Annotated in this window: 18 protein-coding genes; 14 read left to right on the forward strand and 4 right to left on the reverse strand. The window is 75.1% G+C overall.

The features are described from left to right. The first annotated feature begins 176 nt into the window (after positions 1-176). The 4 genes from shbA (at position 177) to JK356_RS03090 (ending at position 3,943) form a co-directional block, all read left to right on the forward strand. Positions 177-752: an RNA polymerase sigma factor ShbA gene (gene shbA, locus JK356_RS03075; RefSeq protein WP_307815390.1), complete on the forward strand. Its 576-nt coding sequence runs from the start codon at positions 177-179 to the stop codon at positions 750-752. Positions 753-1,041: 289 nt separating this feature from the next. After that, positions 1,042-2,547 (forward strand): IMP dehydrogenase, encoded by a 1,506-nt coding sequence (guaB, locus tag JK356_RS03080; RefSeq protein WP_201865912.1) that lies wholly within the window; start codon positions 1,042-1,044, stop codon positions 2,545-2,547. A gap of 24 nt (positions 2,548-2,571) precedes the next feature. Next, on the forward strand, positions 2,572-2,826 hold the full coding sequence (locus JK356_RS03085; protein WP_201865913.1) for a hypothetical protein: 255 nt from the start codon (positions 2,572-2,574) through the stop codon (positions 2,824-2,826). A gap of 1 nt (position 2,827) precedes the next feature. Beyond that, complete coding sequence (locus tag JK356_RS03090; protein WP_201865914.1) at positions 2,828-3,943, forward strand: GuaB3 family IMP dehydrogenase-related protein; 1,116 nt, start codon at positions 2,828-2,830, stop codon at positions 3,941-3,943. A gap of 40 nt (positions 3,944-3,983) precedes the next feature. On the opposite strand, the gene JK356_RS03095 is transcribed toward JK356_RS03090, so the two are convergent. Continuing rightward, positions 3,984-5,216, reverse strand: a complete 1,233-nt coding sequence (locus tag JK356_RS03095) for a UDP binding domain-containing protein (protein WP_201865915.1) — start codon at positions 5,214-5,216, stop codon at positions 3,984-3,986. A 221-nt stretch (positions 5,217-5,437) separates the two neighbouring features. Between JK356_RS03095 and JK356_RS03100 the strand changes: the two genes are divergently transcribed. The 6 genes from JK356_RS03100 (at position 5,438) to JK356_RS03125 (ending at position 17,549) form a co-directional block, all read left to right on the forward strand. Further along, on the forward strand, positions 5,438-7,144 hold the full coding sequence (locus tag JK356_RS03100; RefSeq protein WP_201865916.1) for a glycerol-3-phosphate dehydrogenase/oxidase: 1,707 nt from the start codon (positions 5,438-5,440) through the stop codon (positions 7,142-7,144). Positions 7,145-7,200: 56 nt separating this feature from the next. After that, positions 7,201-9,363 (forward strand): serine/threonine-protein kinase, encoded by a 2,163-nt coding sequence (locus JK356_RS03105; protein ID WP_201865917.1) that lies wholly within the window; start codon positions 7,201-7,203, stop codon positions 9,361-9,363. A gap of 138 nt (positions 9,364-9,501) precedes the next feature. Further along, complete coding sequence (locus JK356_RS03110; protein ID WP_201865918.1) at positions 9,502-12,060, forward strand: protein kinase; 2,559 nt, start codon at positions 9,502-9,504, stop codon at positions 12,058-12,060. A gap of 109 nt (positions 12,061-12,169) precedes the next feature. Beyond that, positions 12,170-13,867, forward strand: a complete 1,698-nt coding sequence (locus JK356_RS03115; protein ID WP_201865919.1) for a serine/threonine-protein kinase — start codon at positions 12,170-12,172, stop codon at positions 13,865-13,867. A 119-nt stretch (positions 13,868-13,986) separates the two neighbouring features. Then, positions 13,987-15,576, forward strand: coding sequence for a succinic semialdehyde dehydrogenase (locus JK356_RS03120; RefSeq protein WP_201865920.1), 1,590 nt, complete (start codon positions 13,987-13,989; stop codon positions 15,574-15,576). After that, complete coding sequence (locus tag JK356_RS03125; protein ID WP_201865921.1) at positions 15,576-17,549, forward strand: GMC family oxidoreductase; 1,974 nt, start codon at positions 15,576-15,578, stop codon at positions 17,547-17,549. The genes JK356_RS03120 and JK356_RS03125 overlap by 1 nt, the downstream gene beginning before the upstream one ends. Positions 17,550-18,003: 454 nt before the next feature. Here the strand turns inward: JK356_RS03125 and JK356_RS03130 are convergent, their stop codons facing one another. Then, on the reverse strand, positions 18,004-18,288 hold the full coding sequence (locus tag JK356_RS03130; protein ID WP_201865922.1) for a chorismate mutase: 285 nt from the start codon (positions 18,286-18,288) through the stop codon (positions 18,004-18,006). 318 nt (positions 18,289-18,606) lie between these two features. Between JK356_RS03130 and guaA the strand changes: the two genes are divergently transcribed. Next, positions 18,607-20,181, forward strand: coding sequence for a glutamine-hydrolyzing GMP synthase (guaA, locus tag JK356_RS03135; protein ID WP_201865923.1), 1,575 nt, complete (start codon positions 18,607-18,609; stop codon positions 20,179-20,181). 10 nt (positions 20,182-20,191) lie between these two features. Further along, positions 20,192-21,040: a methyltransferase gene (locus tag JK356_RS03140; RefSeq protein WP_307815373.1), complete on the forward strand. Its 849-nt coding sequence runs from the start codon at positions 20,192-20,194 to the stop codon at positions 21,038-21,040. A 31-nt stretch (positions 21,041-21,071) separates the two neighbouring features. Here the strand turns inward: JK356_RS03140 and JK356_RS03145 are convergent, their stop codons facing one another. Together JK356_RS03145 and JK356_RS03150 are read right to left on the reverse strand one after the other, a co-directional pair. Beyond that, positions 21,072-21,779 (reverse strand): response regulator transcription factor, encoded by a 708-nt coding sequence (locus JK356_RS03145; protein ID WP_201865924.1) that lies wholly within the window; start codon positions 21,777-21,779, stop codon positions 21,072-21,074. Further along, positions 21,772-23,034 (reverse strand): PspC domain-containing protein, encoded by a 1,263-nt coding sequence (locus JK356_RS03150; protein WP_236670644.1) that lies wholly within the window; start codon positions 23,032-23,034, stop codon positions 21,772-21,774. The genes JK356_RS03145 and JK356_RS03150 overlap by 8 nt, the downstream gene beginning before the upstream one ends. Positions 23,035-23,157: 123 nt before the next feature. On the opposite strand from JK356_RS03150, the gene JK356_RS03155 reads away from it, so the two are divergent. Continuing rightward, positions 23,158-24,513, forward strand: coding sequence for a PspC domain-containing protein (locus tag JK356_RS03155; protein WP_201865926.1), 1,356 nt, complete (start codon positions 23,158-23,160; stop codon positions 24,511-24,513). Then, on the forward strand, positions 24,510-24,734 hold the full coding sequence (locus JK356_RS03160; RefSeq protein ID WP_201865927.1) for a hypothetical protein: 225 nt from the start codon (positions 24,510-24,512) through the stop codon (positions 24,732-24,734). Before JK356_RS03155 ends, JK356_RS03160 begins: the two co-directional genes overlap by 4 nt. Positions 24,735-24,790 lie beyond the last annotated feature (56 nt).

Here is a 24,790-nt window from a genome sequence, read left to right on the forward strand (position 1 = left end):
CCGGTTAGGTGCGAGGGGAGTGCCCAGACATGACCCGGAACACGACCCGGATGACGGCGGTCGGCGCTCCCGCCGCCGCCTGCGGCGACGCACACGGCGGATCCGCTCATAACGCTTCGGTGCACAACTCGGCACGCGACGGCGCGGAGCGGGAGGGGTCGGTGCACCATGGACCGATGCGCGATGACGATGCCTCCGTGATCGGCGCGCTCGTCCACCGCGCGGCCGAGGGGGACGCCCAGGCCACGCACGACCTGCTGGCCCACGTGCATCCGCTGGCGCTGCGGTACTGCCGGGTCCGTCTGGCCCGCCTGCCGGTGGAGGCGCGGCACTTCGTGGATGACCTCGCACAGGAGGTCTGCCTGGCGGTGCTCTGCGCGCTGCCGAGGTACCGGGACACCGGGCGGCCGTTCGACGCGTTCGTCGTCGCGATCGCGCAGCACAAGATCGCGGACCTGCAACGGGCCGCGCTGCGCCACGGGGGAAGCTGGGCCGTGCCGTCGGACGAGATGCCCGAGCGGCCGGACGACTCGCTGGGGCCCGAGGAACACGCCCTGCTGAGCAGCGACGCGGAGTGGGCCCGCAAGCTGCTGGCCAACCTGCCGCGGCACCTGCGCGAGCTGCTGCTGCTGCGGGTGGCCGTCGGCCTGACCGCCGAGGAGACCGGGCGGATGCTGGGGATGTCGCCGGGCGCGGTGCGCGTCGCCCAGCACCGGGCGCTGAGCCGGCTCCGCGCGCTCGCCGGGCGCTGACGCCGGCCATGCCGCGGCGGGCACCGCCGTGTGGTGCCCGTCCGGCGCTCGGCCCACGGCGGTAGCTGCCTGAGGACGTGCCCGTGCCCGCCGGGCGGGCAGGGTCCGGCGGGCACGGAGGTGCCGGGGGCACGGGGAACCACGGGGAATGCGCGGCCGCCGCCCGTCGTGAGCAGTGCTCACGGGCCGGACGGCCCGGACGGGGCTGCCGGCGTGAGGCCGTAGCATGGACAGCCCGGTTCGGGGGTGCCACCACACACAGATCGCGAGAGGTGCGGGAAGACCTGCCATGACTGACGACGTCACGGGAGTGCCGGAAAAGTTCGCGGCCCTGGGGCTGACCTTCGACGACGTGCTCCTGCTGCCGGGGCCCTCCGACATGGCGCCGCAGGACATCGACACCACCTCCCGGCTCTCGCGCAACGTGACGGTGAACATCCCGCTGCTCTCCGCGGCCATGGACAAGGTCACCGAGGCCCGCATGGCCATCGCCATGGCCCGCCAGGGCGGCGCCGGGGTGCTCCACCGGAACCTGTCCATCGAGGAGCAGGCCGCCCAGGTCGACCGGGTCAAGCGGTCAGAGTCGGGCATGGTGACCGACCCGATCACCATCCGCCCCGACGCGACGCTGCGTGACGCGGACGAGCTGTGCGCCCGGTTCCGCATCAGCGGCGTGCCGGTCACCGACGAGTCCGGGAAGCTGCTCGGCATCGTCACCAACCGCGACATGGCGTTCGAGCCCGACCGCGAGCGGCGCGTGCACGAGGTGATGACGCCGATGCCGCTGGTCACCGGCCCGGTCGGCATCTCCGGCGAGGCCGCCATGGAGCTGCTGCGGAAGCACAAGATCGAGAAGCTGCCGCTGGTGGACGCCGAGGGCAAGCTGCACGGCCTGATCACCGTCAAGGACTTCGTCAAGGCCGAGAAGTACCCGCGCGCGGCCAAGGACGCGGAGGGGCGGCTCATCGTCGGCGCCGCGGTCGGCGTGACCGGTGACGCCTTCGACCGTGCCCAGGCGCTGATCGAGGCGGGCGCCGACTTCATCGTCGTGGACACCGCGCACGGTCACTCCCGCCTGGTCGCCGACATGGCCGAGAAGATCAAGTCCAACTGCGACCGCGTCGACGTCGTCGCCGGGAACGTCGCCACCCGCGACGCCGCCCAGGCCCTCGTCGACGCCGGGGTGGACGGCATCAAGGTCGGCGTCGGCCCCGGCTCCATCTGCACCACCCGCGTCGTCGCGGGCATCGGCGTGCCGCAGGTCACGGCCATCTACGAGGCGTCGCTCGCCGCCCGCGAGGCGGGCATCCCGGTCATCGGCGACGGCGGCCTGCAGTACAGCGGCGACATCGCCAAGGCCCTGGTCGCGGGCGCCGACACGGTCATGCTGGGCAGCCTGCTGGCCGGGTGCGAGGAGTCCCCGGGCGAGCTGCTGTTCATCAACGGCAAGCAGTACAAGTCCTACCGGGGCATGGGCTCGCTCGGCGCGATGCAGTCGCGCGGCGACCGGCGTTCCTACTCCAAGGACCGCTACTTCCAGGACGAGATCGGCGACGACGACAAGCTGATCCCCGAGGGCGTCGAGGGCCAGGTGCCCTACCGCGGCCCGCTGGCGTCGGTGGTGCACCAGCTGGTCGGCGGCCTGCACCAGTCGATGTACTACCTCGGCGGCACCACCATCCAGGAGATCAAGGAAAAGGGCCGCTTCGTGCGGATCACCGCCGCCGGGCTCAAGGAGAGCCACCCGCACGACATCCAGATGACGACGGAGGCGCCGAACTACTCCGGACGCTGAGCGGATAGCCTGATGCTCCACTCGGTGAAATTCAGCGAGGAGGCGGCGCGTGTCCGGGACGAGCTCCCGGCCGACCGCCGGGCCCTCCTCGAACGGGGCCTCGCGGTCCTCGCCCAGGACCCCAGGCCGAAGATGTCCGTGGCGGTCTCGGACGACGAGTCCACCAGGTCCCTCGCGCTGACGCCGAACATCGCCGTTGAGTACGTGGTGAGTGACGGTCTCCTGCTCGTCCTCGTCATCCACGTCGTGGACTTCACGCAGGTGCTCCTGGAGGAATGACGTGACTGAGATCGAGATCGGGCGCGGCAAGCGCGGCAGGCAGGCCTACGCCTTCGACGACATCGCCGTGGTGCCCAGCCGGCGGACGCGTGACCCGGAGGAGGTGTCGATCGCCTGGCAGATCGACGCCTACCGCTTCGAGCTGCCGTTCCTCGCCGCGCCGATGGACTCGGTGGTCTCCCCGGAGACGGCGATCCGCATCGGCCAGCTCGGCGGTCTCGGCGTGCTCAACCTTGAGGGGCTGTGGACCCGGTACGACGACCCGCAGCCGCTGCTCGAGGAGATCAGGGAGCTGGACGAGGCCGAGGCCAACCGGCGCCTGCAAGAGATCTACGCCGCGCCGGTGCGGGAGGAGCTGATCTTCGAGCGCATCCGCCAGGTGCGTGAGGCCGGCGTCGTCACGGCCGCCGCGCTGTCGCCGCAGCGCACGGCGCAGTTCTCGAAGGCCGTCGTCGACGCCGGGGTGGACCTGTTCGTCATCCGGGGCACCACGGTCTCGGCGGAGCACGTCTCGGGCCGGGCGGAACCGCTCAACCTCAAGCAGTTCATCTACGAGCTGGACGTCCCGGTGATCGTCGGCGGCTGCGCCACGTACCAGGCGGCGCTGCACCTGATGCGGACCGGCGCGGCCGGGGTGCTCGTCGGCTTCGGCGGCGGCGCGGCGCACACCACGCGGAACGTGCTGGGCATCCAGGTGCCGATGGCGACCGCCGTGGCGGACGTGGCCGCCGCGCGCCGCGACTACCTGGACGAGTCCGGCGGCCGGTACGTGCACGTCATCGCGGACGGCGGGGTCGGCTGGTCCGGCGACCTGCCGAAGGCGATCGCCTGCGGGGCGGACGCCGTGATGATGGGCTCGCCGCTGGCGCGGGCCACGGACGCGCCGGGGCGCGGCCACCACTGGGGCATGGAGGCGGTCCACGAGGAGCTGCCGCGCGGCAAGAAGGTGCGGCTGGGGACCGTGGGCACGACGGAGGAGATCCTCACCGGGCCGTCGTACCGCCCGGACGGCGCCATGAACTTCTTCGGCGCCCTGCGCCGGGCCATGGCGACGACGGGCTACTCGGAGCTGAAGGAGTTCCAGCGCGTCGAGGTCACCGTCGCGCCCGGCCGCTGACCGCCCGGCCCCGGCCGGGGAGACGGCCAGTCCGGCACGGCTACAGGCGGTGCGCCGTCCCCGCCGGCGTGACGCCGCGGGTGTCGAACAGCAGCTGGGCCTTGGCGGCGAGCCCCTGGAGGTCGTACACGCTGTGCGGAGCCAGCAGCAGCGTCAGGTCGGCGTCGGCTGCCGCCTCGTACGGCGAGGCCGCCCGGGCCACGGGACGCCCGGCGACCTGCCAGCGCGGCAGGCGCGGGTCGTGGAAGCCGAGGTCGGCGCCGAGCTGCCGCAGCCCGGCCGCGATCTCGGCGGCGGCGGGGTCCGGCTCGCCGGGCGCGCCGTCGTGCCCGGAGACGCCCAGCAGCAGCACGCGGGCGCCGCGCGCCGACTTGCCGTGCTCGTTCAGCAGGGCGGCGGCGCGGTCGGTGACGTAGCCGGGCATGCGGGCGTTGATGCTCTTAGCCCGGCCGACGAGGGTGAGCCGGCCGCCCGGATTCACCGGTCCGGCCGCGTCCGCTGGGGCAGGGCCCGGCCGCAGCGCCGCCGCGGCACCGGTCAGCCGGGCCTCGGCGCAGCGCAGCACGTCCCACAGGTCGATGCCGAGGTCGTGGCAGAGCATCGCCGTCTCGTTGACCAGGGCCGTGGTGACGTGCCGCAGATTGGCCTCCAGCGCGGCGAGCGTCTCGGCCTCGGCGATGCCCCGGGCGCGGATGACCTTGTCGCCCGTCGCGCGGCGGCCGGCCGCCCGGCCGTCGGCCAGCCGCGCGTAGAACGCGGCGGCGGCCTCCGTGCAGGCGGGCGTCAGGCCGCCGATGACGCGCGCGGCGCGGGCGGACGGCGTGCCGCGCTCCGGCCGCTCCAGGGCGCAGGCGAGGTGGAAGCCCCGTCCCGCGCGCAGCCCCGACGCCTCCTCCAGCAGCGGCAGCAGCACCTGCCGGGTCAGCCCGGGCTCGCCGGGCGACTGGAGGACGACGAGCGAGCCGGGCCGCAGCCGCGGCCCCAGCACCCAGGCCGCCTCCCGGGCGTCCTCGGCGCCGGGCGCGCAGACCAGTGCCGTCCGCACCCGCCACAGCGCCGCCGGGTCGCTCGTCGCGGAGAAGCCGGCGGCCAGCATGCGGCGCAGCTCCGGGGCGGTGAGGGGCCCGCCGGCGGGCGGGCGTCCCGCGTTCAGGCCGGCCGCCGCGCGGGGCTCCGGGATCACGGCGACGGTCTGGATGCCAGCGGCGGTGGCGGCCCGTGCGGCAGGCAGCGCCAGGCGTCCGGGCCCCAGGACGGCGAGATCGGCAGGCATGCTCCCCGGCTCCCTCCTCGCGCCTTCTGCGCGGCGGATGTGACGGAAGTCAGCTTAGGGGCATATAAGACTGATATGGACGTAATGCCACTCGCGGCGGGGCGGCGGCGCGCCAAACCGAGGGAATTGGGGGAACATCGGTAGGACGAGTCGCGGCAGGCCGCCGCGGCGACTGAGTCACACGAGGCAGCGATGATGCTGAGCGAGCACGGGAGGCAGCGGTGAAAACGGCGGCACTGGGGCCGGAGAACCGGGCCGAGGCACTGGCACGGATGGCGGACCGGGAACTCGACGTGCTGGTCATCGGCGGTGGTGTGGTCGGGGCGGGCACCGCCCTCGACGCCGTGACCCGTGGCCTGACCACCGGGCTCGTCGAGGCGCGGGACTGGGCCTCGGGCACGTCCAGCCGGTCCAGCAAGCTGATCCACGGCGGGCTGCGCTATCTGGAGATGCTGGACTTCGCCCTCGTCCGCGAGGCGCTGAAGGAACGCGGGCTGCTGCTCCAGCGCATCGCCCCGCACCTGGTCAAGCCGGTGCCGTTCCTCTACCCGCTGCGCCACCGCGGCTGGGAGCGGCTGTACGCCGGCACCGGCGTCGCCATGTACGACACCATGGCGATCTCCTCGGGCCACGGCCGCGGTCTGCCGACCCACCGGCACCTGACCCGCCGCCAGGCGCTGCGGGTGGCGCCGGCGCTGCGCAAGGACGCGCTGGTCGGCGCGCTTCAGTACTACGACGGCCAGGTCGACGACGCCCGGTACGTCGCCATGCTGGTGCGCACGGCGGCCAGCTACGGCGCGATGGTCGCCAACCGGGCCCGCGTGACGGAGTTCCTGCGGGAGGGCGAGCGCGTCGTCGGCGTCCGCGTCACCGACCAGGAGCGCGAGGGCACCTACGAGATCCGCGCCAAGCAGGTCGTCAACGCCACCGGCGTGTGGACCGACGACACCCAGGGGATGATCGCCGAGCGCGGCCAGTTCCACGTCCGCGCCTCGAAGGGCATCCACCTGGTGGTGCCCAAGGACCGGATCCACTCCTCCACCGGCCTGATCCTGCGCACCGAGAAGAGCGTGCTGTTCGTCATCCCGTGGGGCCGCCACTGGATCGTCGGCACCACAGACACGCCCTGGGACCTGGACAAGGCGCACCCGGCGGCCTCCAGCGCCGACATCGACTACCTGCTGGAGCGCGTCAACGACGTGCTGGCCGTGCCGCTGACGCGCGATGACGTGGAGGGCGTCTACGCCGGGCTGCGCCCGCTGCTCGCCGGGGAGTCGGACGCGACGAGCAAGCTGTCCCGCGAGCACACGGTGGCGCACCCGGTGCCGGGCCTGGTGGTCGTGGCGGGCGGCAAGTACACGACGTACCGGGTCATGGCCAAGGACGCCGTGGACGCGGCGGTGCACGGCCTCGACCAGCGGGTCGCGCCCTGCTGCACGGAGGAGATCCTGCTGGCGGGCGCCGAGGGCTACCACGCGCTGTGGAACGCCCGTGCCCGCCTGGCGGCCCGGGCCGGCCTGCACCAGGCACGCATCGAGCACCTGCTGAACCGTTACGGCTCGCTGACGGAGGAGATTCTCGAGCTCATCGCCGAGGATCCCTCGCTCGGCGAGCCGCTGCCCGCCGCCGACGACTACCTGAAGGCCGAGATCGTCTACGCCGCGACGCACGAGGGCGCCCGCCACCTGGAGGACGTGCTCACCCGCCGCACGCGCATCTCGATCGAGACGTTCGACCGCGGCACGCGCAGCGCCCGCGAGTGCGCCCAGCTGATGGCGGGCGTGCTGGGCTGGGACGACGAGCAGGTGGACCGGGAGGTCGAGCTGTACGAGCGGCGGGTCCAGGCCGAACGCGAGTCGCAGCTCCAGCCCGACGACCAGACGGCCGACGCGGCCCGGCTGGACGCCCCGGACAGCGTCCCGATGTGAACGGGCTGTCCCCCGGATAGGTCACAATGGGCGGGGAAGTGGAGGGGACGCGACCTATGGCCCAGGACCGCAACGGGGACACGACTCGGCCGCGCGCGGCGCAGGACGACACCACGGACGGGGAGTCCGTTCCGCCGGAGCCGGAGGACGGTCCTGCCCTGGCGTCAGAGCCGGAAGAAGAGACGGCGGCCGCCGGTCCGGACGGGGACGGCACGGCGGACGCCGCCGGCGCTGACGAGGCCGGCGGCGGAGCCCGCGATCGCGAAGCCGGCGATGACGAGGGCGAAGCCGGCGAAGACGAGGGCGGGGCCGGCGCCGCTGACGGCGTGCCAGACCCGCGCGCCCAGGACCCGGCCGCGGCCGAGCGCTCCCGGGAGGCGAAGGCCACCGGGCGCCGCCTGGCCGGGCGGTACCGGCTGACCGACGTGGTCGGGCGCGGCGGCATGGGCACGGTCTGGCGGGCGCGCGACGAGACGCTCGGCCGCTGGGTGGCCGTCAAGGAGCTGCGCCTGCCCAGCGGTATCGAGGACGCCGAGCGCAGACGCCTCGTCACCCGCACCATGCGCGAGGCCAAGGCGATCGCCAGCATCCGCAGCCGCGGCGTTGTCACGGTCTATGACGTCGTGGAGGAGCACTCCCGGCCGTGGATCGTGATGGAGCTGATCGAGGGCCGCTCCCTCGCCGACGTCATACGCAGCGAGGGCCCCATGCCCCCGGCCCGCGTCGCCGCCATCGGTCTGGCCATCCTCGACGTGCTGCGCGCCGCGCACGGCGCCGGCATCCTCCACCGTGACGTCAAGCCCTCCAACGTCCTCGTCGCCAGCGAGGACAACCGGGTCGTGCTCACGGACTTCGGCATCGCCAAGGTCGAGGGCGACCCGTCGGTCACCTCCACCGGCATGCTCGTCGGGGCGCCCTCGTACATATCGCCGGAGCGCGCGCGGGGCCAGAAGCTGGGCCCGCCCACCGACATGTGGTCGCTGGGCGCACTGCTGTACTGCTGCGTCGAGGGCCGTCCCCCGTACGACGAGGGCGGCGCGATCGCCACGCTCGCGGCCGTCATGCACGACCCGGTCCGTCCGCCCCGGCAGGCGGGCCCGCTGACGGATGTCATCACCGGGCTGCTGGAGAAGGTGCCGGAGGACCGGCTGGATGAGCCGCGCGCCCGCGAGATGCTGCGCGCGGCGCTGGCCGCCGCCGAGAGCGGGGACGACGCCGACGAGGGCGAGGGCAGCGACAAGACGCTCGTCGTCGGTCTGCCCGGCGGCAAGCGCCCGGCCGCCCCGGCGGAACCGGACCGCCCGGCTCCCGCGCCCGCGGCGCCGGCCGGCGCGGCCACGCCCGCTCCGCCGCCCCCGCCGGCGGCGCCCGCCGGGCGTCCCGCCTCCACCGGGGAGCGGAAGCTGACGCCGCGTCAGCTCACGCCGCGGCAGCGGCGGCTGACCATCATCGCCCTGGTCTCGGTCGTCCTGCTCGCCCTGCTGGGCACGGCCATCGCCACCACCCTCGGTGATGACGGCGACGGCGGCGGCCAGGGCGGCGACGCGCGGCAGGACGCCCAGGAGAACCCGGAGAACCCGGAGAACCCGGAGAACCCGGAGAACGAGGACGGCGCCGGCGGCGGCGACGGCGAGGAGCCGGCGGACGACGGGACGTCCGGCGGCCAGGACGAACCCTCGCCGGAGGACCAGGACCCGGGCGACGCGCCGCCCGGCACCTCGCCGGAGACGGACCCCGGCGCCTCGGTGCCCGGCAACCCGGCCGGATACGCCGAAGTCACCGACCCGGACTTCCACTTCACCATCTCGCTGCCCGCCGGCTGGGAGCGCACGGGCATCGCCGGGCAGAACTCCGGCGGCATCTACAGCGCGCCCGCCGGCGGCCCGCCCAAGGTCCAGGTGGACTTCACCAGCGAGCCGGGCGACAACGCGCTGGCCGCCTGGCGGTCGCTGGAACCGTCGGTCCGGGAGACCAGCCGCGGCTACGAGCTGCTCGGTATGGACACCGTGGCGTGGCGCGGCTATCCGACGGTCGCTGACTGGGAGTTCGAGCGCGTGGAGAACGGCGAGCGGGTGCGCGTGCTCAACCGCGGCTTCCGCGTCGACGCCGACCACGGCTACGCCATCATGATCACCTGTCCGGTGGACGAGTGGAACGGCGACGAGTGCACCACGCTGCGGGAGACGGCGTTCAACACCTTCCAGCCGTGGGACGGATAACGCCTGCCGCCCTCACCGGCACCCGCCGCCGTAAGCCGCGGCCCCGCACGAGGGGTTGACGGACCGTGGCGGGGGCATATCCGTGCCACGTATGGTGAAGGACCGGATGCATGGCGGCTCGTGCGGTGGGGAGGCGAAGTGGACGGCTACACGGGGCGGCTGCTCGCCGACCGGTACCGGTTGCCGAAGGCTCCGTCCGAGGAGTTCGAGCTCGTCGAGTCCAGGGCGTTCGACACGGCCAGCGGCCAGGAAGTCCTGGTCAGGCAGGTGCCGCTGCCCGAGATCGTCGAGGCGGAGACCCTCGACGCCGACGGCAGGCCCCGGCCGCCCCGGCCGCGCCGCGACGTCGGTGACCGCGCCACCCGCACGCCGGACGACCCCGTCGTGCGCCGCGCCGTCGAGGCGGCGGCAGCGGCGGCCACGCTCCCGGACCATCCGCGGCTTGACCAGGTCTTCGACGTCTTCGTGCAGGGCGACGGCCTGTGGATCGTCAGTGAATTACTGAACGCCAGGCCGCTCGCCGCGGTGCTGGCGGAGGAGCGGCTCACGCCGTACCGGGCCGCCGAGGTCGCCGCCGACCTGCTGGCGGCGCTGCGCATCGTGCACGCGCACGGCTGGACGCACCGCAACCTGACCGCGCGCACGGTCCTCATCTGCGACGACGGGCGTGCGGTGCTGACGGGGCTCGCCGTGGGCGCGGCCGAGGAGGTGCTGTGCGGCTACGACCCGCTGCCCGCCGAGCCGGAGGACGACTTCGCCGTTGTCCGCCGCGAGGAGCCGCCGTCCGGGCCGGCGCCGGACCCCGGACCTGATCCCGCTTCGGAGCCGTCCCTTGCGCCAGCCCCGGACCCAGCCCCGGAACCCGGGCCCGGCCCGGCGCCAGAGCCCCGCCCCGGCGAGCCGGGCAGCGGCGCCGCGTCCCTCGTCGCCCGGCTCCGCCAGCAGTCCGGCCAGCCGCCCCAGCCCGGCGGCAGCGGGCAGGGCACCACTGGCGGCCTGCCCACGACGTGGAACTTCGAGGGCGAGCAGCCGCCCTCGCGCGCGGCCGAGCGCGCCGCGCGGAGCGGCGCCATCGCCGCCTACCGGGCCGGGACCCAGGCGGGCGCCAGCGCCGCCAGCCGCCAGGCGCACGGCCAGCAGCCCGCCCGCCGGTCCGACGGCCCGGTCGTCCCCGGCCCGAGCACCGGCGCGGCCGAACTGCCGGGTGCCAGCCGCCCCGGCCACCCCGTCCGCACCGGCTGGGAGCCGGCTCCCCTGCCCGGCCGGCGCCAGGAGCGGCCCCCGGCGGAGCAGCGGCCCACCGAGCGCACCCCCGTCCCCGGGCCGCGCCCGGTTCCCAGGCCCGCGCCGCACGGCCAGCGCGCGGACGGCGGCTCCGGGCGTTACCGCGGCCCCGTCACCGCGCTCGCCGCCGAACGGGCGCGCCAGGCCCGCATCATGACGGTCGGCGCGGTCACCGAGCGGTGGGCGCCCGAGCAGGCGGGTCCGGTCTACGAGCACTGGCGCCTGGCGCCGCCCGTGGGCCCGGCCGCGGACTTCTGGGCGCTGGGGGCGCTGCTGTTCCGCGCCGTGCAGGGCTACCCGCCCTACCCGGAGGACAACGCGGCGGAGCTGGTGCAGGCGGTGTGCGCCGAACAGCCCGCGTTCGCCGAGGACTGCGGGGCGCTGCGCCCCATCGTGGAGTCGCTGCTGCGCCAGGACCCGACCGAGCGGCCCAGCGCCGAGGAGCTGCGCGGCTGGCTGCGTTCGCTGCTGCGCAGCGCGCCCGAGCCCGAGGTGGGGCGCAAGACCGTGACCGCGCCCGCCGCCGCGCTGGAGGCGGGGCGGCCGGCCGACCCGCTGCGGCTGCCGATACTGCGCCGGCGCGGGCCGCTCGTCGGGCCGCTGCGGCGGCGCCGCGCGCGGGGCGGGGGCCGCCCGGCGCCCGGGCCGCGCCGCCTGGGGCGGCTGCTGCTCACGCTGGTGCTGCTCGGCCTGGGCGGCGCCATCGCCGCGATCCTGCTGTTCATGCCGGAGCCCGGGGAGAACGACGCCGCTCCCGGCGGGCCGGAGCCCGCCCCGGGGGCCGGCGCGTCCGGCCCGACCGGTGCCCCCGGCGACGGCTCGCAGGCGGGCGGCCGCGGCGACTCCGGCGAGCCTACGGGCGATCCCGGCGAGGGCCGGGACGAGGACGGCGGCGCGGAGGACGGCGGCGGCGACGGCGGCGGGTCCGGCACCTCCCCGACCGGCGAGGCCAGCGACCCGCCCCCGGCCCCCGAGGGGTACCGGACCGCGGAGGACCCGGCGGGCTTTTCGCTCGCCGTTCCCCAGGGGTGGGACCGGAGCGCGCCGGGCAACGGGCGCGTCACGTACTCCGGCGACGGCATGGAGATCATCGTCGTGGCCGGCCGGGACAGCACGGGCGAGTTCGGTGACGACCCGATGCGGTACCAGCTGCGGGACCAGCCGGAGCTGGCGGACTTCCGCGCCGATCCCTACGGCACCTCGAGCGGCCTGTACGAGACGCGGGTCGGGGACTCCGTCGTGATGGCCGAGGGCGTCTTCACCTGGGACGGCGGTGAGCGCGTCGCCCACAACATGGCGGTGATCATCGACGACGCCTACCACGTGGTGATGGTGACGGGCCCCGCGGGTGAGCAGTCCCGCCTCAGCGACATCTACGACGTCGTCGCCGAGAGCTACCGCCTGACCGGCTGACCGGCCCGCCTCGCCGGGCACCCCGCAGGTGACGACCGGGCTACGGATGGGGCACGGGTGCGGACCCGGGCGTGGGCCCGGCCCGGGGGGACCGGTAAGGATGGTGGGCATGAGCAGCGAGGGGGAACGGGCGGGCGAGCCCATGGCCGACGCACTCCAGCCAGCCACGGCGGAGAGAGCCGTCAAGGACCCGGAGACCAGCCAGGTGCCGCGCGGGCGTGCGCCGGAACGCGCCGGGTCCGGCGGTGAGCCCTCCCGTGAGTCCCGCGGCGGGGACGGCTCCGGCGCCGGCCGGCTGCTCGGCGGCCGGTACCGGCTCGTCACCCGCCTCGGCCACGGCGGGATGGGCACCGTGTGGCGCGCCCACGACGAGGTCGTCGACCGTGACGTGGCGGTGAAGGAGCCCCGGCTGCCGAAGGACGTCGCGGAGCGGCAGCGGGCCATGGTGCATGAGCGGATGCGCCGCGAGGCCCGCGCGGCCGCCCGCATCGCCCACCCGAGCGTCGTCACCATTCACGACGTGGTGATCGAGGACGGCCAGCCCTGGCTGGTGATGGAGCTGGTGCGGGGCGAGTCGCTGGCCGACGTGCTGGAGACGGGGACGCTCGCGCCCCGCGAGGCCGCCCGGATCGGGCTCGCCGTGCTCGACGCGCTGGACGCCGCCCACGGTGCCGGGGTGCTGCACCGCGACGTGAAGCCGGCGAACGTGCTGCTCGGCCAGCACGGGCGGGTCATCCTGACCGACTTCGGCATCGCACAGGTCGAGGGCGAACCGGGCCTCACCGACACCGGCGCGTTCGTCGGCTCGCCCGAGTACACCTCGCCGGAGCGGGCGCAGGGCCAGCGGCCCGGGCCGCAGTCCGACCTGTGGTCGCTCGGCGTGCTGCTGTTCACGGCCGTCGAGGGCTTCTCGCCGTTCCGCCGCAGCACCACGCCCGCCACCGTGCAGGCCGTGCTGACCGCCGAGGCGCCCCGCCCCGCGCGGTGCCCCCAGCCGCTGGCCGACCTGGTCACCCGGCTGCTGGCCAAGCAGCCCGCGGCCCGCCCCGACGCCGCGGAGGTCCGGGCGGTGCTGCGGGAGTTCCTCGCGGCGCCGGAGCCCGGGCCGGGGCCGGAGCCGACCCGCGCCCTGAGCGGCGCCGCCGGGGGCGGGCAGACGGCCACCGTGCGGCTGCGCGCGGCGGCCGTGCCCGCCAGCCGCAAGGGCCGCCTCGCGCTGGCCGGCGGGCTCGCGGCGGCGGCCGTGGCCGCCGCCGGCTTCGCCGTCGTCAACCCGTTCGGCGGCGGTGGCCCGGGGCTGCCCGAGGGCTGGCGCGAGCGGACCGAGGACTCCCTGCGCATGGACATCGCCGTGCCCGCGTCGTTCGAGCGCACCGTCGACCCCGACAGCGGCCAGCTCACGTACGCCTCGCGCGACGGCATCTACGCCATCGAGGTCTGGCTGTCCGACAACGACCCGGACGAGAGCCCGCTCCAGGACGCCGTGACCGCGCTGGAGGAGATCGAGAGCGACTCCCACAGCGAGGTCGAGAGGGGCACCTTCCACGAGGCCGAGTTCCAGGGCCGCGGCGCCGCCGAGCTGGAGGTCGTCACGCGACCCCGGTACGTCTACGACGAGGAGGACGACCGTCTCAGCCGGCGGCTGGCGCTGTTCTACGCGACCGAGGACGGTTCCGAGATGTGGCAGGTGCGCGTGTCCATGCCCGGCGAGCGCGGCCCGGCCCGGGACTACGGCGAGGAGCTGTACGCCACGGTGCTGGAGCACCTGGAGCTGCGGGAGCCGCAGGAGGGCGCGGGGGAGCCGTAAGAGCCCAGGGAGCCGGGGGAGGAGCGCCCCGCGGCGCAGGCGCGCGGCCGCAGGGGCCCGGGAGAAAAGTAGTTACCTACGGGTAGTCACGCGGCGGCGCCCGGCCGTACCCTCCGCCTATGACGACAGCGGAGTCTGATGCCCAGGCTGCCCTGCGCGCACACGCCGCGCGCGTGGTCACTCCCGGGCTCGTGGACCGGCTGACGCGCGGCGTGCCGGGCGCGGCCGCGGCCACCGCCTGCCACAGCCCGCTGACCGGTGAGCGGCTCGCCGAACTCCCCGAGGCGGACGCGGAGGACGTCGCCGCCGCCTTCGACCGCGCCCGCGCGGCCCAGCGCGACTGGGCCGCGCGCCCGGTGCGCCACCGCGCCGCGGTGCTGCTGCGCTGCCACGACCTGCTGCTGCGCCGCCAGGACGAGATCCTCGACCTCATCCAGCTCGAAACCGGCAAGGCGCGGCTGTCCGCCCACGAGGAGGTGCAGGCCGTCGCCGCGGCGGCCCGCCACTACGGCCGCGCCGCGCCGGGTTACCTGCGGCCCCGCCGCCACACCGGCGCGTTCCCCGTGCTGACGCGCGTCCGCGAACTGCGCCACCCCCGGGGCGTGGTGGGCCACATCGCGCCGTGGAACTACCCGCTCGAACTGTCCGCCGGGGACGCGCTTCCCGCCTTCGCCGCCGGGAACGCCGTCGTGATGAAGCCGGACACCGAGACGGCGCTGACCGCACTGTGGGCGCGGCGCCTGCTGATCGAGGCCGGGCTGCCGCAGGACCTCTGGCAGATCGTCCTGGGCCCGGGCCCCGTCGTCGGTGCGCTGGTCATCCGCCACGCCGACTACGTGACGTTCACCGGCTCCACGCGCACCGGCCGCGAGGTCGCCACGGCCGCCGCGGCCCGCCTGGTCGGCGCCAGCCTGGAGCTCGGCGGCAAGAACCCGATGCTGGTGCTCGGCGACGCCGATCCCGACAAGGCGGCGGCCGGGGCGGTCCGCGCCTGCTTCTCCTCCGCCGGGCAGCTGTGCGTCTCGGTCGAGCGGATCTACGTGCACGCCTCGCTCGCCGACGCGTTCCTGCGCCGCTTCGCCGCGCGCACCAGGGCGCTGCGCCTGGGCGCCAGCCTCGACTACGGCACGGACGTCGGCGCGCTGGCGTCCCCGGAGCGCCTGGCCGCCGTCGCAAGCCACGTGGACGACGCCGTCGCGCGCGGCGCCACCGTAATCGCCGGGGGACGGGCCCGCCCCGACCTCGGGCCCTGCTTCTACGAGCCGACGATCCTCACCGGCGTCACCCCCGCCATGCGGGTGTACGAGGAGGAGACGTTCGGCCCGGTGGTCTCGGTGTACCCCGTCGCCGACGACGACGAGGCCGTGGCGCGCGCCAACGCCAGCGACTTCGGCCTCAACGCCTCGGTGTGGTCCCGCGACGCCCGCCGCGCCCGCCGCGTCGCCGCGCGGCTGCGGACCGGCACCGTCAACATCAACGAGGGGTACGCGGCCGCCTACGGCAGCGTCCAGTCGCCCATGGGCGGCATGCGCGACTCCGGGCTCGGCCGCCGCCACGGCGCCGAGGGCCTGCTGCGCTACACCGAGCCGCAGACCGTCGCGCAGCAGCGGCTGGTGCCCATGGCGCCCGCCTTCGGCCTCGACGACCGCCGGTACGCCGCGGTGATCACCCGTTCCCTGAAGGCACTCAAGACGCTGAGGTTCCGCTGATGAGTACGCCCGCAGACCCGCACTCCGGCTCCCCGGATCCGTCCGGCCCGTTCGACTACGACGTGATCGTCGTCGGCTCGGGCTTCGGCGGCTCGGTCTCCGCGCTGCGCCTGACGGAGAAGGGCTACCGCGTCGCCGTGCTGGAGGCCGGGCGCCGCTTCTCCCGCTCCGAACTGCCGAAGAACTCCTGGGACCTGCGCAGGTACCTGTGGGCCCCGAGGCTGCGGCTGTACGGCATCCAGCGCATCCACCTGCTCCGGAATGTCATGATCCTGGCAGGTGCCGGGGTCGGCGGCGGCTCCCTCAACTACGCCAACACCCTCTACGTGCCGCCCGACGCCTTCTTCACCGACCGGCAGTGGGCCCACCTCACCGACTGGCGCGACGAACTCGCCCCCCACTACGACCAGGCGCGCCGCATGCTGGGCGCCCGCCTCAACCCCACGATGACCCCCGCCGACGTCCACCTGCGCGCCGCCGCCGAGCGCATGGGCGCCGGCGACACCTTCCACCTCGCGCCGGTGGGCGTCTTCTTCGGCGACGCCGACGACGCAGACGGCAGGAGCACCGCCCGCCCCGGCGAGGAGGTCCCCGACCCGTACTTCGGCGGCGCCGGCCCCGCCCGCCGCGCCTGCCTCCAGTGCGGCGAGTGCATGACGGGCTGCCGCCACGGCGCCAAGAACACCCTCAACGAGAACTACCTCTACCTGGCCGAACGCGCCGGCGCCGAGGTGCACCCGCTCACCACCGTCACCGCCGTCACCGAACTCCCCGGCGGTGAGGGCTACGAGGTCGTCACCGTGCCCACCAACGCGTCACCGCGCCGCCGCCGGCGCCGCCAGCGCGTGCTGCGCGCCCGCCGCGTCGTCCTGGCCGCCGGCACCTACGGCACGCAGACGCTGCTCCACCGCATGCGCGCCACCGGGCAGCTGCCGCGGCTGTCCGACCGCCTCGGCACCCTGACCCGCACCAACTCCGAGGCCCTCGTGGGCGCCCGCACCAGCCCGCGCCGCTACCGCCGCCGCCACGGCCGCGACGCCACGCTGGACTTCACGCGCGGCGTCGCCATCACCTCGTCGATCCACCCCAACGAGCACACGCACATCGAGCCCGTCCGCTACGGAAAGGGCTCCAACGCCATGGGCTTTCTGTCCATCAAGCAGTTCCGGCAGGGCGGCCGGCTGCCGCGGCTGCTCGCCTACGCCCTCACCAGCCTGCGCCACCCGCTGGTCTTCCTGGTCTCCCTCTCCAACCGCCGGTGGTCGGAGCGCACCATCATCGGCCTGGTGATGCAGACCCACGACAACTCGCTGACCACGCACCTGCGGCGGCGCCGCCCCGGCCGGGGCCTGCTCACCGCCCGGCAGGGCCACGGCGCGCCCAACCCCGACTGGATCCCCGAGGGCGCCGAGGCCGCCCGCCACCTCGCCGATGACATCGGCGGCTTCGCGGGCACCAACGTCGGCGAGCTGGTCGGCATGCCGCTCACCGCCCACTTCCTCGGCGGCTGCCCCATCGGCGGCGACCCCTCGCAGGGCGTGATCGACCCCTACCACCGGCTGTACGGGCACCCCGGCATCTCCGTCGTCGACGGCTCCGCGGTCTCGGCCAACCTCGGCGTCAACCCGGCCCTGACCATCACCGCCCAGGCGGAACGGGCCATGTCGCTGTGGCCCAACAAGGGCGACGCCGACCCCCGGCCGCCGCAGGGCGCCCCGTACCGGCGCCTGGCGCCCGTCCCGCCCCGCTCCCCGGCCGTTCCCGGCCACGCCTTCGCCGCGCTGCGGACGGCATGCGGCGGCGGTACGCGCCAGCCCGGCCCGGCGGACGGCCGGGCAGCCGCCACGGACGCCAGGGATACCAGGGCTGCCAGGGATGCCAGAGAAGACGCCGGGAACGCGGGAACGCCAGCAAAGAATGAAGAGGGGCTCGCTCCCCGGGGGAACAGGAACGAGCCCCGGTCTGATGCGTGACCTGCCTGGTGTGACTCCCGCGCGGGCCGCGAGGTTGTAAGCACCACGGTCACGAAACGGACACACCGCCGGCACGTGCCGGGCCCCGGCCGCCGTCACGGAGGTAAGGCGGCGACCGGGGCCCGTCATCAGCACCGGTGACAGGGCGGCGCCGGTGCTGGGAAGCGGCGCCCGGGGGGAAAGCACCGCTGCCATGGCCTGCGCGCACACGCCGCGTGAAGACGGTGCGTGCGGCGGCCGGTTCCCGGCGTCCCGGGAACCGGCCGCCCAAGCGTGACCGGCCCGCTGTCCCCTGCTGCCCGGCCACCGCACCGGAGCGAGGTCCCACGACGCTGAAGCCCTCGCCACACCGGGAAGGTCCGCTACGTCTCTTCGCTCCGGAGACATCCCGTTCAACGAAGCCCCGCCCGGCCCGGTCACGCGCCGTACGGGTGACACGCGCGCGGCCGCGGGCTCACGCCGGGCCGCGGCACAGCTCCAGCAGCGTCATGGCCAGCTGCGTGCCGGCCTTGCCCAGTTCGCCGTGGTACCGGCGCAGGATCTCCATCTCGCGCGCCAGGTGCAAACGGCGCCCGCCCGAGGCGATCCGGATCCGCTGCACCTCGTCCGAGACCGTCATCCGCTCCTTGATCAGGCCGATGATGCGGGCGTCGAGCTCGTCGATGCGCGCGCGGAGGTCGGCTATCGCGGCCTCGGCGGCCTTCGGATCGTCGATCGCGGCCGTGGCCTGTTCGCTCATGTCTCCAACTCCCGGTGGCATGAGGCCCGCCGGACGCCCACGGCCCGCAACACCACCAGGCGCCCCGGACCGTGAGGCCCGGGGCGCCTGGTGGGTTAAGTCGCCTCGCTCGTCAGCGCGCGCGGCATCGCCCATGGCAGCCGGCCGGGCCGGTGCCATAGGTAAAGAAGCGCGTGGCGCGCGGGGTGACGAGCACGCCCCCGAGTATGCCAGACGGGTCAAGCCGGGCCGCACCGCGTCTTCAGTAGACTCGGGGGTGCGCGGACTCCTTGCCCGCTCTCCGAAGATCACCGCTCCACCACCGCAAAGGCATCCCCCGTGGCAGACGCCCGCTCCGGCCCGGACACCGTCCTTGTCGTCGACTTCGGCGCCCAGTACGCCCAGCTCATCGCCCGCCGGGTCCGCGAGGCCCGCGTCTACAGCGAGATCGTGCCGTCCACGATGCCGGTCGCCGAGATGCTCGCCCGCCGCCCCGCGGCGATCATCCTCTCCGGCGGGCCTGCCTCCGTGTACGCCGAGGGCGCACCCGGGATCGACCGCGAGCTGTTCGAGGCCGGGGTGCCGGTCTTCGGCATGTGCTACGGCTTCCAGCTGATGGCGCAGGCGCTCGGCGGCCGGGTCGACAACACCGGCGCCCGCGAGTACGGCCGCACCTCGCTGCGGGTCTCCAAGCCGGGCTCGACCCTCTTCGAGGGCACCCCGGCCGAGCAGCAGGTGTGGATGTCCCACGGCGACGCCTGCTCCGCCGCGCCCGAGGGCTTCACGGTGACGGCGTCCACGGACACCGTGCCCGTCGCCGCGTTCGAGGACGACGCGCGCCGGCTGTACGGCGTCCAGCACCACCCCGAGGTGATGCACTCCACCTACGGGCAGCAGGTGCTGGAGCACTTCCTGTACCGGGGCGCGGGCATCACCCCGTCGTGGACGGCGGGAAACATCGTCGAGGAGCAGGTCGCGGCCATCCGCGCCCAGATCGGCGACAAGCGGGCCATCTGCGCGCTGTCCGGCGGCGTGGACTCCGCCGTGGCCGCCGCCCTCGTCAACCGCGCCATCGGGGACCGCCTGACCTGCGTCTACGTGGACCACGGGCTGATGCGGCAGGGCGAGACCGAGCAGGTCGAGAAGGACCTGGTGGCCGCGACGGGCGTCTCGCTGCGGGTCGTCGACGCCTCGGAGCGGTTCCTGGCGGCGCTGTCCGGGGTGACCGACCCGGAGCAGAAGCGGAAGATCATCGGCCGCGAGTTCATCCGCGTCTTCGAGCAGGCCCAGGCCGAGCTGATCGCCGGCGAGGAGGGCGCCGACTACTCGTTCCTGGTGCAGGGCACGCTCTACCCCGACGTCGTCGAGTCCGGCGGCGGCACCGGCACCGCCAACATCAAGTCCCACCACAACGTCGGCGGCCTCCCCGAGGACCTGGAGTTCGAGCTGGTCGAGCCGCTGCGCAAGCTGTTCAAGGACGAGGTCCGCATGGTCGGCCAGGAGCTGGGCCTGCCGGACGAGATCGTCCACCGGCAGCCGTTCCCCGGGCCGGGGCTGGCCATCCGCATCGTCGGCGAGGTCACCCGCGAGCGCCTGGACACGCTGCGGCAGGCCGACGCCATCGTCCGCGAGGAGCTGACCGCCGCCGGGCTCGACCGGCAGATCTGGCAGTGCCCCGTGGTGCTGCTGGCCGACGTCCGCAGCGTCGGCGTGCAGGGCGACGGCCGCACCTACGGGCACCCGCTGGTGCTCCGCCCGGTCACCTCCGAGGACGCCATGACCGCCGACTGGTCGCGGCTGCCGTACGACCTGCTGGCGAAGATCTCCACGCGCCTGACCAACGAGGTGCCCGAGGTCAACCGCGTCACCCTCGACATCACCAGCAAGCCGCCCGGCACCATCGAGTGGGAGTGAGCGTGAGCCCGTGCCTGGCCCGGAGGAGATCGACTGGGACGAGCTGGCTGACCAGCTTGAGGCGCGGGCCGAGCTGAGCGCGCGCTTCGTCGACGAGGCCGCCGCCTGGCTGGCCGGGCGGCGGCCGGAGCCGGTGACGCGCGTGCTCGACGCGGGCAGCGGCCCGGGCATCGCCGCCGCCCGCTTCGCCCGCTGCTTTCCGGCGGCCGAGATCATCGCGGCGGACGGCAACCCCCGCTTGCTGGAGCGCGCCCGGGCGCGCGGCGGCGGGCGCGTCACGACCCGTGTGGCCGAGCTGCCCGGTGACCTGCCCGCGCTGCCGGATGCCGACCTGGTGTGGGCCAGCAACGTCGTCCACCACCTCGGCGACCAGCGGGCCGGGCTGCGGGCGCTGGCCGGCCGGGTGCGGCCCGGCGGGGTGCTGGCCGTGTGCGAGGGCGGGCTGCCGCTGCGCTGCCTGCCGCGCTCTCTCGGCGTCGGCCGTCCCGGGCTCCAGGCCCGGCTGGACGCGGCCAACGAAGACTGGTTCGCCGCCATGCGCGCCGCCCTGCCCGGAGCGCGCGAGGAGACCGACGACTGGCCCGCCCTGCTGGCCGCCACCGGCCTGGAGCCCGGGCCCAGCCGCAGCTTCCTCATCGAGCTGCGGCCGCCGCTGTCCGGCGCCGCCCGGGAGGCGGTGCGCGGCTACCTCGCCACGGCGCGCGAGAAGCTGGCGGACCGCCTCGACGCCGACGACGTGCGCACGCTCGACGCGCTGCTCGACCCGCAGTCGCCGCACGCCGTCGACCGCCGCCCCGGCGTCTTCTTTCTCACGGCGCACACGGTCCACACCGCCACGCGGCCCCGCGCGGCGGCCTGACGCGTCCGGCCGCGCGGGCGCTCCCGGCGGCTCACACCAGGCGGCGGGCGGTGGCCCAGCGGGTCAGCTCGTGGCGGTTGGACAGCTGGAGCTTGCGCAGCACGGCCGAGACGTGGCTCTCGACGGTCTTGACCGAGATGAACAGCTCCTTGCCGACCTCCTTGTACGCGTAGCCGCGCGCGATCAGCCGCAGCACCTCGCGCTCGCGCTGCGTGAGCCGGTCCAGGTCCTCGTCCACGGGCGCGGTGTCGCTGGAGGCGAAGGCGTCGAGCACGAAACCCGCCAGCCGGGGGGAGAACACCGCGTCCCCTTCGGCGACGCGGAAGATGGCGTCCACCAGGTCCGCGCCCGTGATCGTCTTCGTCACGTAGCCGCGCGCCCCGCCCCGGATGACGCCGATGACGTCCTCGGCGGCGTCCGACACCGACAGCGCCAGGAACCGCACGGGGGACTGCGGCGGCGCCGCCGACATCAGCGACGCGCAGCGGCGCAGCACCTCCACCCCGCCGCCGCCCGGCAGGTGCACATCCAGCAGCACGACGTCGGGCCGCACGTCCTTGATGACGGCCACCGCCTGGTCCACGTCGCCCGCCTCGCCGGCGACCTCCACGCCCGTGTCCTCGGTGCGGCCGATCTCCGCGCGGACGCCCGCCCGGAACATCCGGTGGTCGTCGACCAGCACGACGCGCGCCCGGCGCGGTTCTCCGCCCGGCCCGCGCTCACCCATCTGCTCAGCCATCCGTTCGCTCCATGGTCAGCTCGACCTCCGTGCCCTCGCCGGGCGCGGACTTCACCCGGGCCGTGCCGCCGTTGCGCCGCATGCGGCCGATGACGGACTCGCGCACGCCCATCCGGTCGGCGGGCACCGCGTCCAGGTCGAAGCCGGGCCCGCGGTCGCGCACCGATATGAAGACCGTACGCCCCTCGACTTCGGCGAAGACCCGGACCGGTCCGCCCTCGCCACCGTACTTGGCGGCGTTGACCATGGCTTCGCGCGCCGCCTGGAGCTGCGCGCCAAGCGCCTCGTCCACGGGGCAGTCGCCCACGCAGACCACCTCGATCGGCACCCCGTGCAGGTCCTCGACCTCGGCGGCCGTGGCCCGCACCGACTCGGCGAGGGAGCGTTCCGACCGCTCCTCGTCCTCTGGGTCGGCCGCGGGCTCCGCCGACTTGTACAGCCAGGCCCGCAGATCCCGTTCCTGTGCCCGCGCCAGGCGGGCCACCTCGCGCGGCTTGTCGGCGTTGCGCTGGATGAGGGTGAGGGTGTGCAGCACCGAGTCGTGGATGTGGGCGGCGAGTTCGGCGCGCTCCTGGGCGCGGATGCGCATCGTCCGCTCCTCGGACAGATCCTGCATCATCCGCACCAGGTAGGGGCCCGCCAGCAGCGCGATTCCGACGACGACCGCGAGGGCGGCCCGCGCGACGTGGCTGAGATTCTCCGTGGTCTCCGGGGTCCCCTGGACCACGACGAAGCCCGCGACGCCGCCGCACACCAGCACCGCGCCCGCCGCCGCCCGCAGCAGCGGCAGCCATCGGCTGCGGCGGGTGGCCTCCGCCCATTCGGCCCGGCGTGAGTTGTCCGCCTGCCGCCACACCACGGCCACCCCGACGCCGACGATCAGCATCGGCCACAGCGCGGCACCCGAGATCGGCACCCGGAGGTTCACGCCGAGCACGGCGACGGTCACCAGCAGCATCAGCAGCGCCGCGAGCTGCCGCTTGTCCGGCCGGTGCAGCAGCCGCCGCAGCCCCCGGTACCGGAACTCGGCGGCCGGCCCGGCCGCCGCCGTCGAGCCCAGCGGCACGATGAACCAGAACACGCCGTACAGCAGCACGCCGAGGCCGTTGACCATGCACAGCACGAAGAACACGGCCCGCACCCACGAGACCGGCAGCCCCAGGTGGCCGGCGAGGCCCACGGCGACCCCGCCCAGCCAGCGGCCCTCCGCGCTGCGGTACAGCTTGCGCGGCGCTGGCGGCGCTTCCGTCGTCATGTACTGATCGTCACACGCGCCGGCCCTCGCGCACATCAGGGGTGTCCCCCCTAACCGGAGTGAGGGTCGTACCAGGGAGCCCCCGGATTCCGGCGCGTGCGCCCGGGCGTCACCATGGAGTCCATGACCGAGGAGACGACCGGGAAGCGTCCGACGCGCAGCCGCCACCACAAGGTGGTCGGCGGCGTGTGCGGGGGCCTGGGCCGCCACTACGGCATCGATCCCGTCGTCTTCCGGGTGCCGCTGGCGGTGATCTCGGTCCTCGGCGGCATGGGGCTCATCGTCTACGGCGTCGCCTGGCTGCTCATCCCGTTCGAGGACGAGGAGGAGAACGAGGGGCGGCGGCTGCTGTCCGGCCGGGTGGAGGGGCCGGGGCTGACCGCGCTGCTGCTGGTCCTCGTCGGCTGCGGGCTGATGCTCGCCTCGCTCGGTGACCAGGACGGCGAGGCCACCGGCTTCTCCCTCATGGTGCTGGCCGCGCTCGCGGGAGCCGCCTACTGGTCGCGCCACCGGGGCGAGGCCGCGCGGGCCGCCGAGAGCGGCACGGCCCGGGTGGACGCGGTGACGGCGCAGGCCGTGGCGGACGCGCCCCCCGAGGCACAGCCGCCGCCCGCGCCCGCCGGGCCGTCGTGGTGGCGGGGACCGGCCGCCGACGGCGCGGGCGCCTCGGCGGCGGAGCGCGCCAGCGGCTACCTGTGGGGTCCCGCGCACGCCCGGCCCGGGGACCAGACCGCCCCGGCCGGACCCGGCGGCCCGCAGGGCGGCCCGGCCTGGAGCGGCCCGGCCGGACCCGCAGCGGCGGCGGCCCGGCCCGTGCCCCGCGAACGGCGGCTCGGCGGCCTGCTGCTGCTCCTCGCGATGGCGGCCTGCGTCCTCGGCACGGGCGCGGCCTGGCGGAACGACTCGCTGGGCGACGCCGCCGTCACCGGCCTGGCCTGCGCGCTCGGTGTCTTCGGGGCGGGCCTGGTGGTCAGCGCGTTCTGGGGCCGGGTCGGCGCGGGCACCATCGTCTCGGCCGTGCTGACCGCCGGCCTGCTGACCCTCGCCGCCGCGCTGCCGGAGGGCATCACCACCAGCTGGAGCGAGCCCGACTGGCGCCCGGCCAGCGCCGCTGCCGTGCGCGACCACTACGAGGTGGGCAGCGGGCTGGCCCACCTGGACCTGTCCGGCATCGACGTGCCGCAGGGCGAGACGGTCGCGACACACGTGGAGGCCGGCGCCGGGCAGATCGAGGTCGTCGTGCCGCCGGAGGTGGAACTGACGGTGACAACGGAGATCGCCCTCGGCGGCTTCTACTACGACGGGCGCCCCCCGGGGCAGGACACCGGCACGACCGAGGCGTGGGGCGGCCTGGCCCAGGAGCACACGGACACCTACCCGCCGCTCGACGGGGCCGGCGAGCCCGGCGGCACCATCGAACTGCGCCTGGAGATGGGGCTGGGACAGGTGACGGTCGAGCGCGCGGAGGTGCGGCCGTGAGCAACGCCAGGCGCCATCGCTTCGAGCCGGCCCGGCTGGTGCTGGGCCTGGGGCTGCTCCTGACCGCCGCGCTGCACCTGGCGCGGCTCGGCCAGGGCGGGCCGCCGCTGCTGCTGCCCGTGCTGCTGGTGCCGGCCGTGCTGCTGCTCTCGGCGGCCGTGGGCGTCACCACGCACCTGGTCCGCCGGCGCCGCCGGCCCGTGGACGCGTCCCGGGACTGACCGCCGGCACCGGCGTGCGCGGGGAGTACGCCGATTACAGAGCGGGGTCGTATTGT

Origin of the sequence: Streptomyces sp. 7-21 (genome assembly GCF_016741785.1) — a bacterium.
Lineage (GTDB): Bacteria > Actinomycetota > Actinomycetes > Streptomycetales > Streptomycetaceae > Streptomyces.

What these genes read in the sequence shown, in the direction of transcription:
- shbA (WP_307815390.1), top strand. Translation starts at nt 177, where the DNA reads ATGCGCGATGACGATGCCTCCGTGATCGGCGCGCTCGTCCACCGCGCG.
- guaB (WP_201865912.1), top strand. Translation starts at nt 1,042, where the DNA reads ATGACTGACGACGTCACGGGAGTGCCGGAAAAGTTCGCGGCCCTGGGG.
- JK356_RS03095 (WP_201865915.1), bottom strand. Translation starts at nt 5,216, where the DNA reads ATGCCTGCCGATCTCGCCGTCCTGGGGCCCGGACGCCTGGCGCTGCCT.
- JK356_RS03105 (WP_201865917.1), top strand. Translation starts at nt 7,201, where the DNA reads ATGGCCCAGGACCGCAACGGGGACACGACTCGGCCGCGCGCGGCGCAG.
- JK356_RS03115 (WP_201865919.1), top strand. Translation starts at nt 12,170, where the DNA reads ATGAGCAGCGAGGGGGAACGGGCGGGCGAGCCCATGGCCGACGCACTC.
- JK356_RS03120 (WP_201865920.1), top strand. Translation starts at nt 13,987, where the DNA reads ATGACGACAGCGGAGTCTGATGCCCAGGCTGCCCTGCGCGCACACGCC.
- JK356_RS03125 (WP_201865921.1), top strand. Translation starts at nt 15,576, where the DNA reads ATGAGTACGCCCGCAGACCCGCACTCCGGCTCCCCGGATCCGTCCGGC.
- JK356_RS03130 (WP_201865922.1), bottom strand. Translation starts at nt 18,288, where the DNA reads ATGAGCGAACAGGCCACGGCCGCGATCGACGATCCGAAGGCCGCCGAG.
- JK356_RS03145 (WP_201865924.1), bottom strand. Translation starts at nt 21,779, where the DNA reads ATGGCTGAGCAGATGGGTGAGCGCGGGCCGGGCGGAGAACCGCGCCGG.
- JK356_RS03150 (WP_236670644.1), bottom strand. Translation starts at nt 23,034, where the DNA reads ATGACGACGGAAGCGCCGCCAGCGCCGCGCAAGCTGTACCGCAGCGCG.
- JK356_RS03155 (WP_201865926.1), top strand. Translation starts at nt 23,158, where the DNA reads ATGACCGAGGAGACGACCGGGAAGCGTCCGACGCGCAGCCGCCACCAC.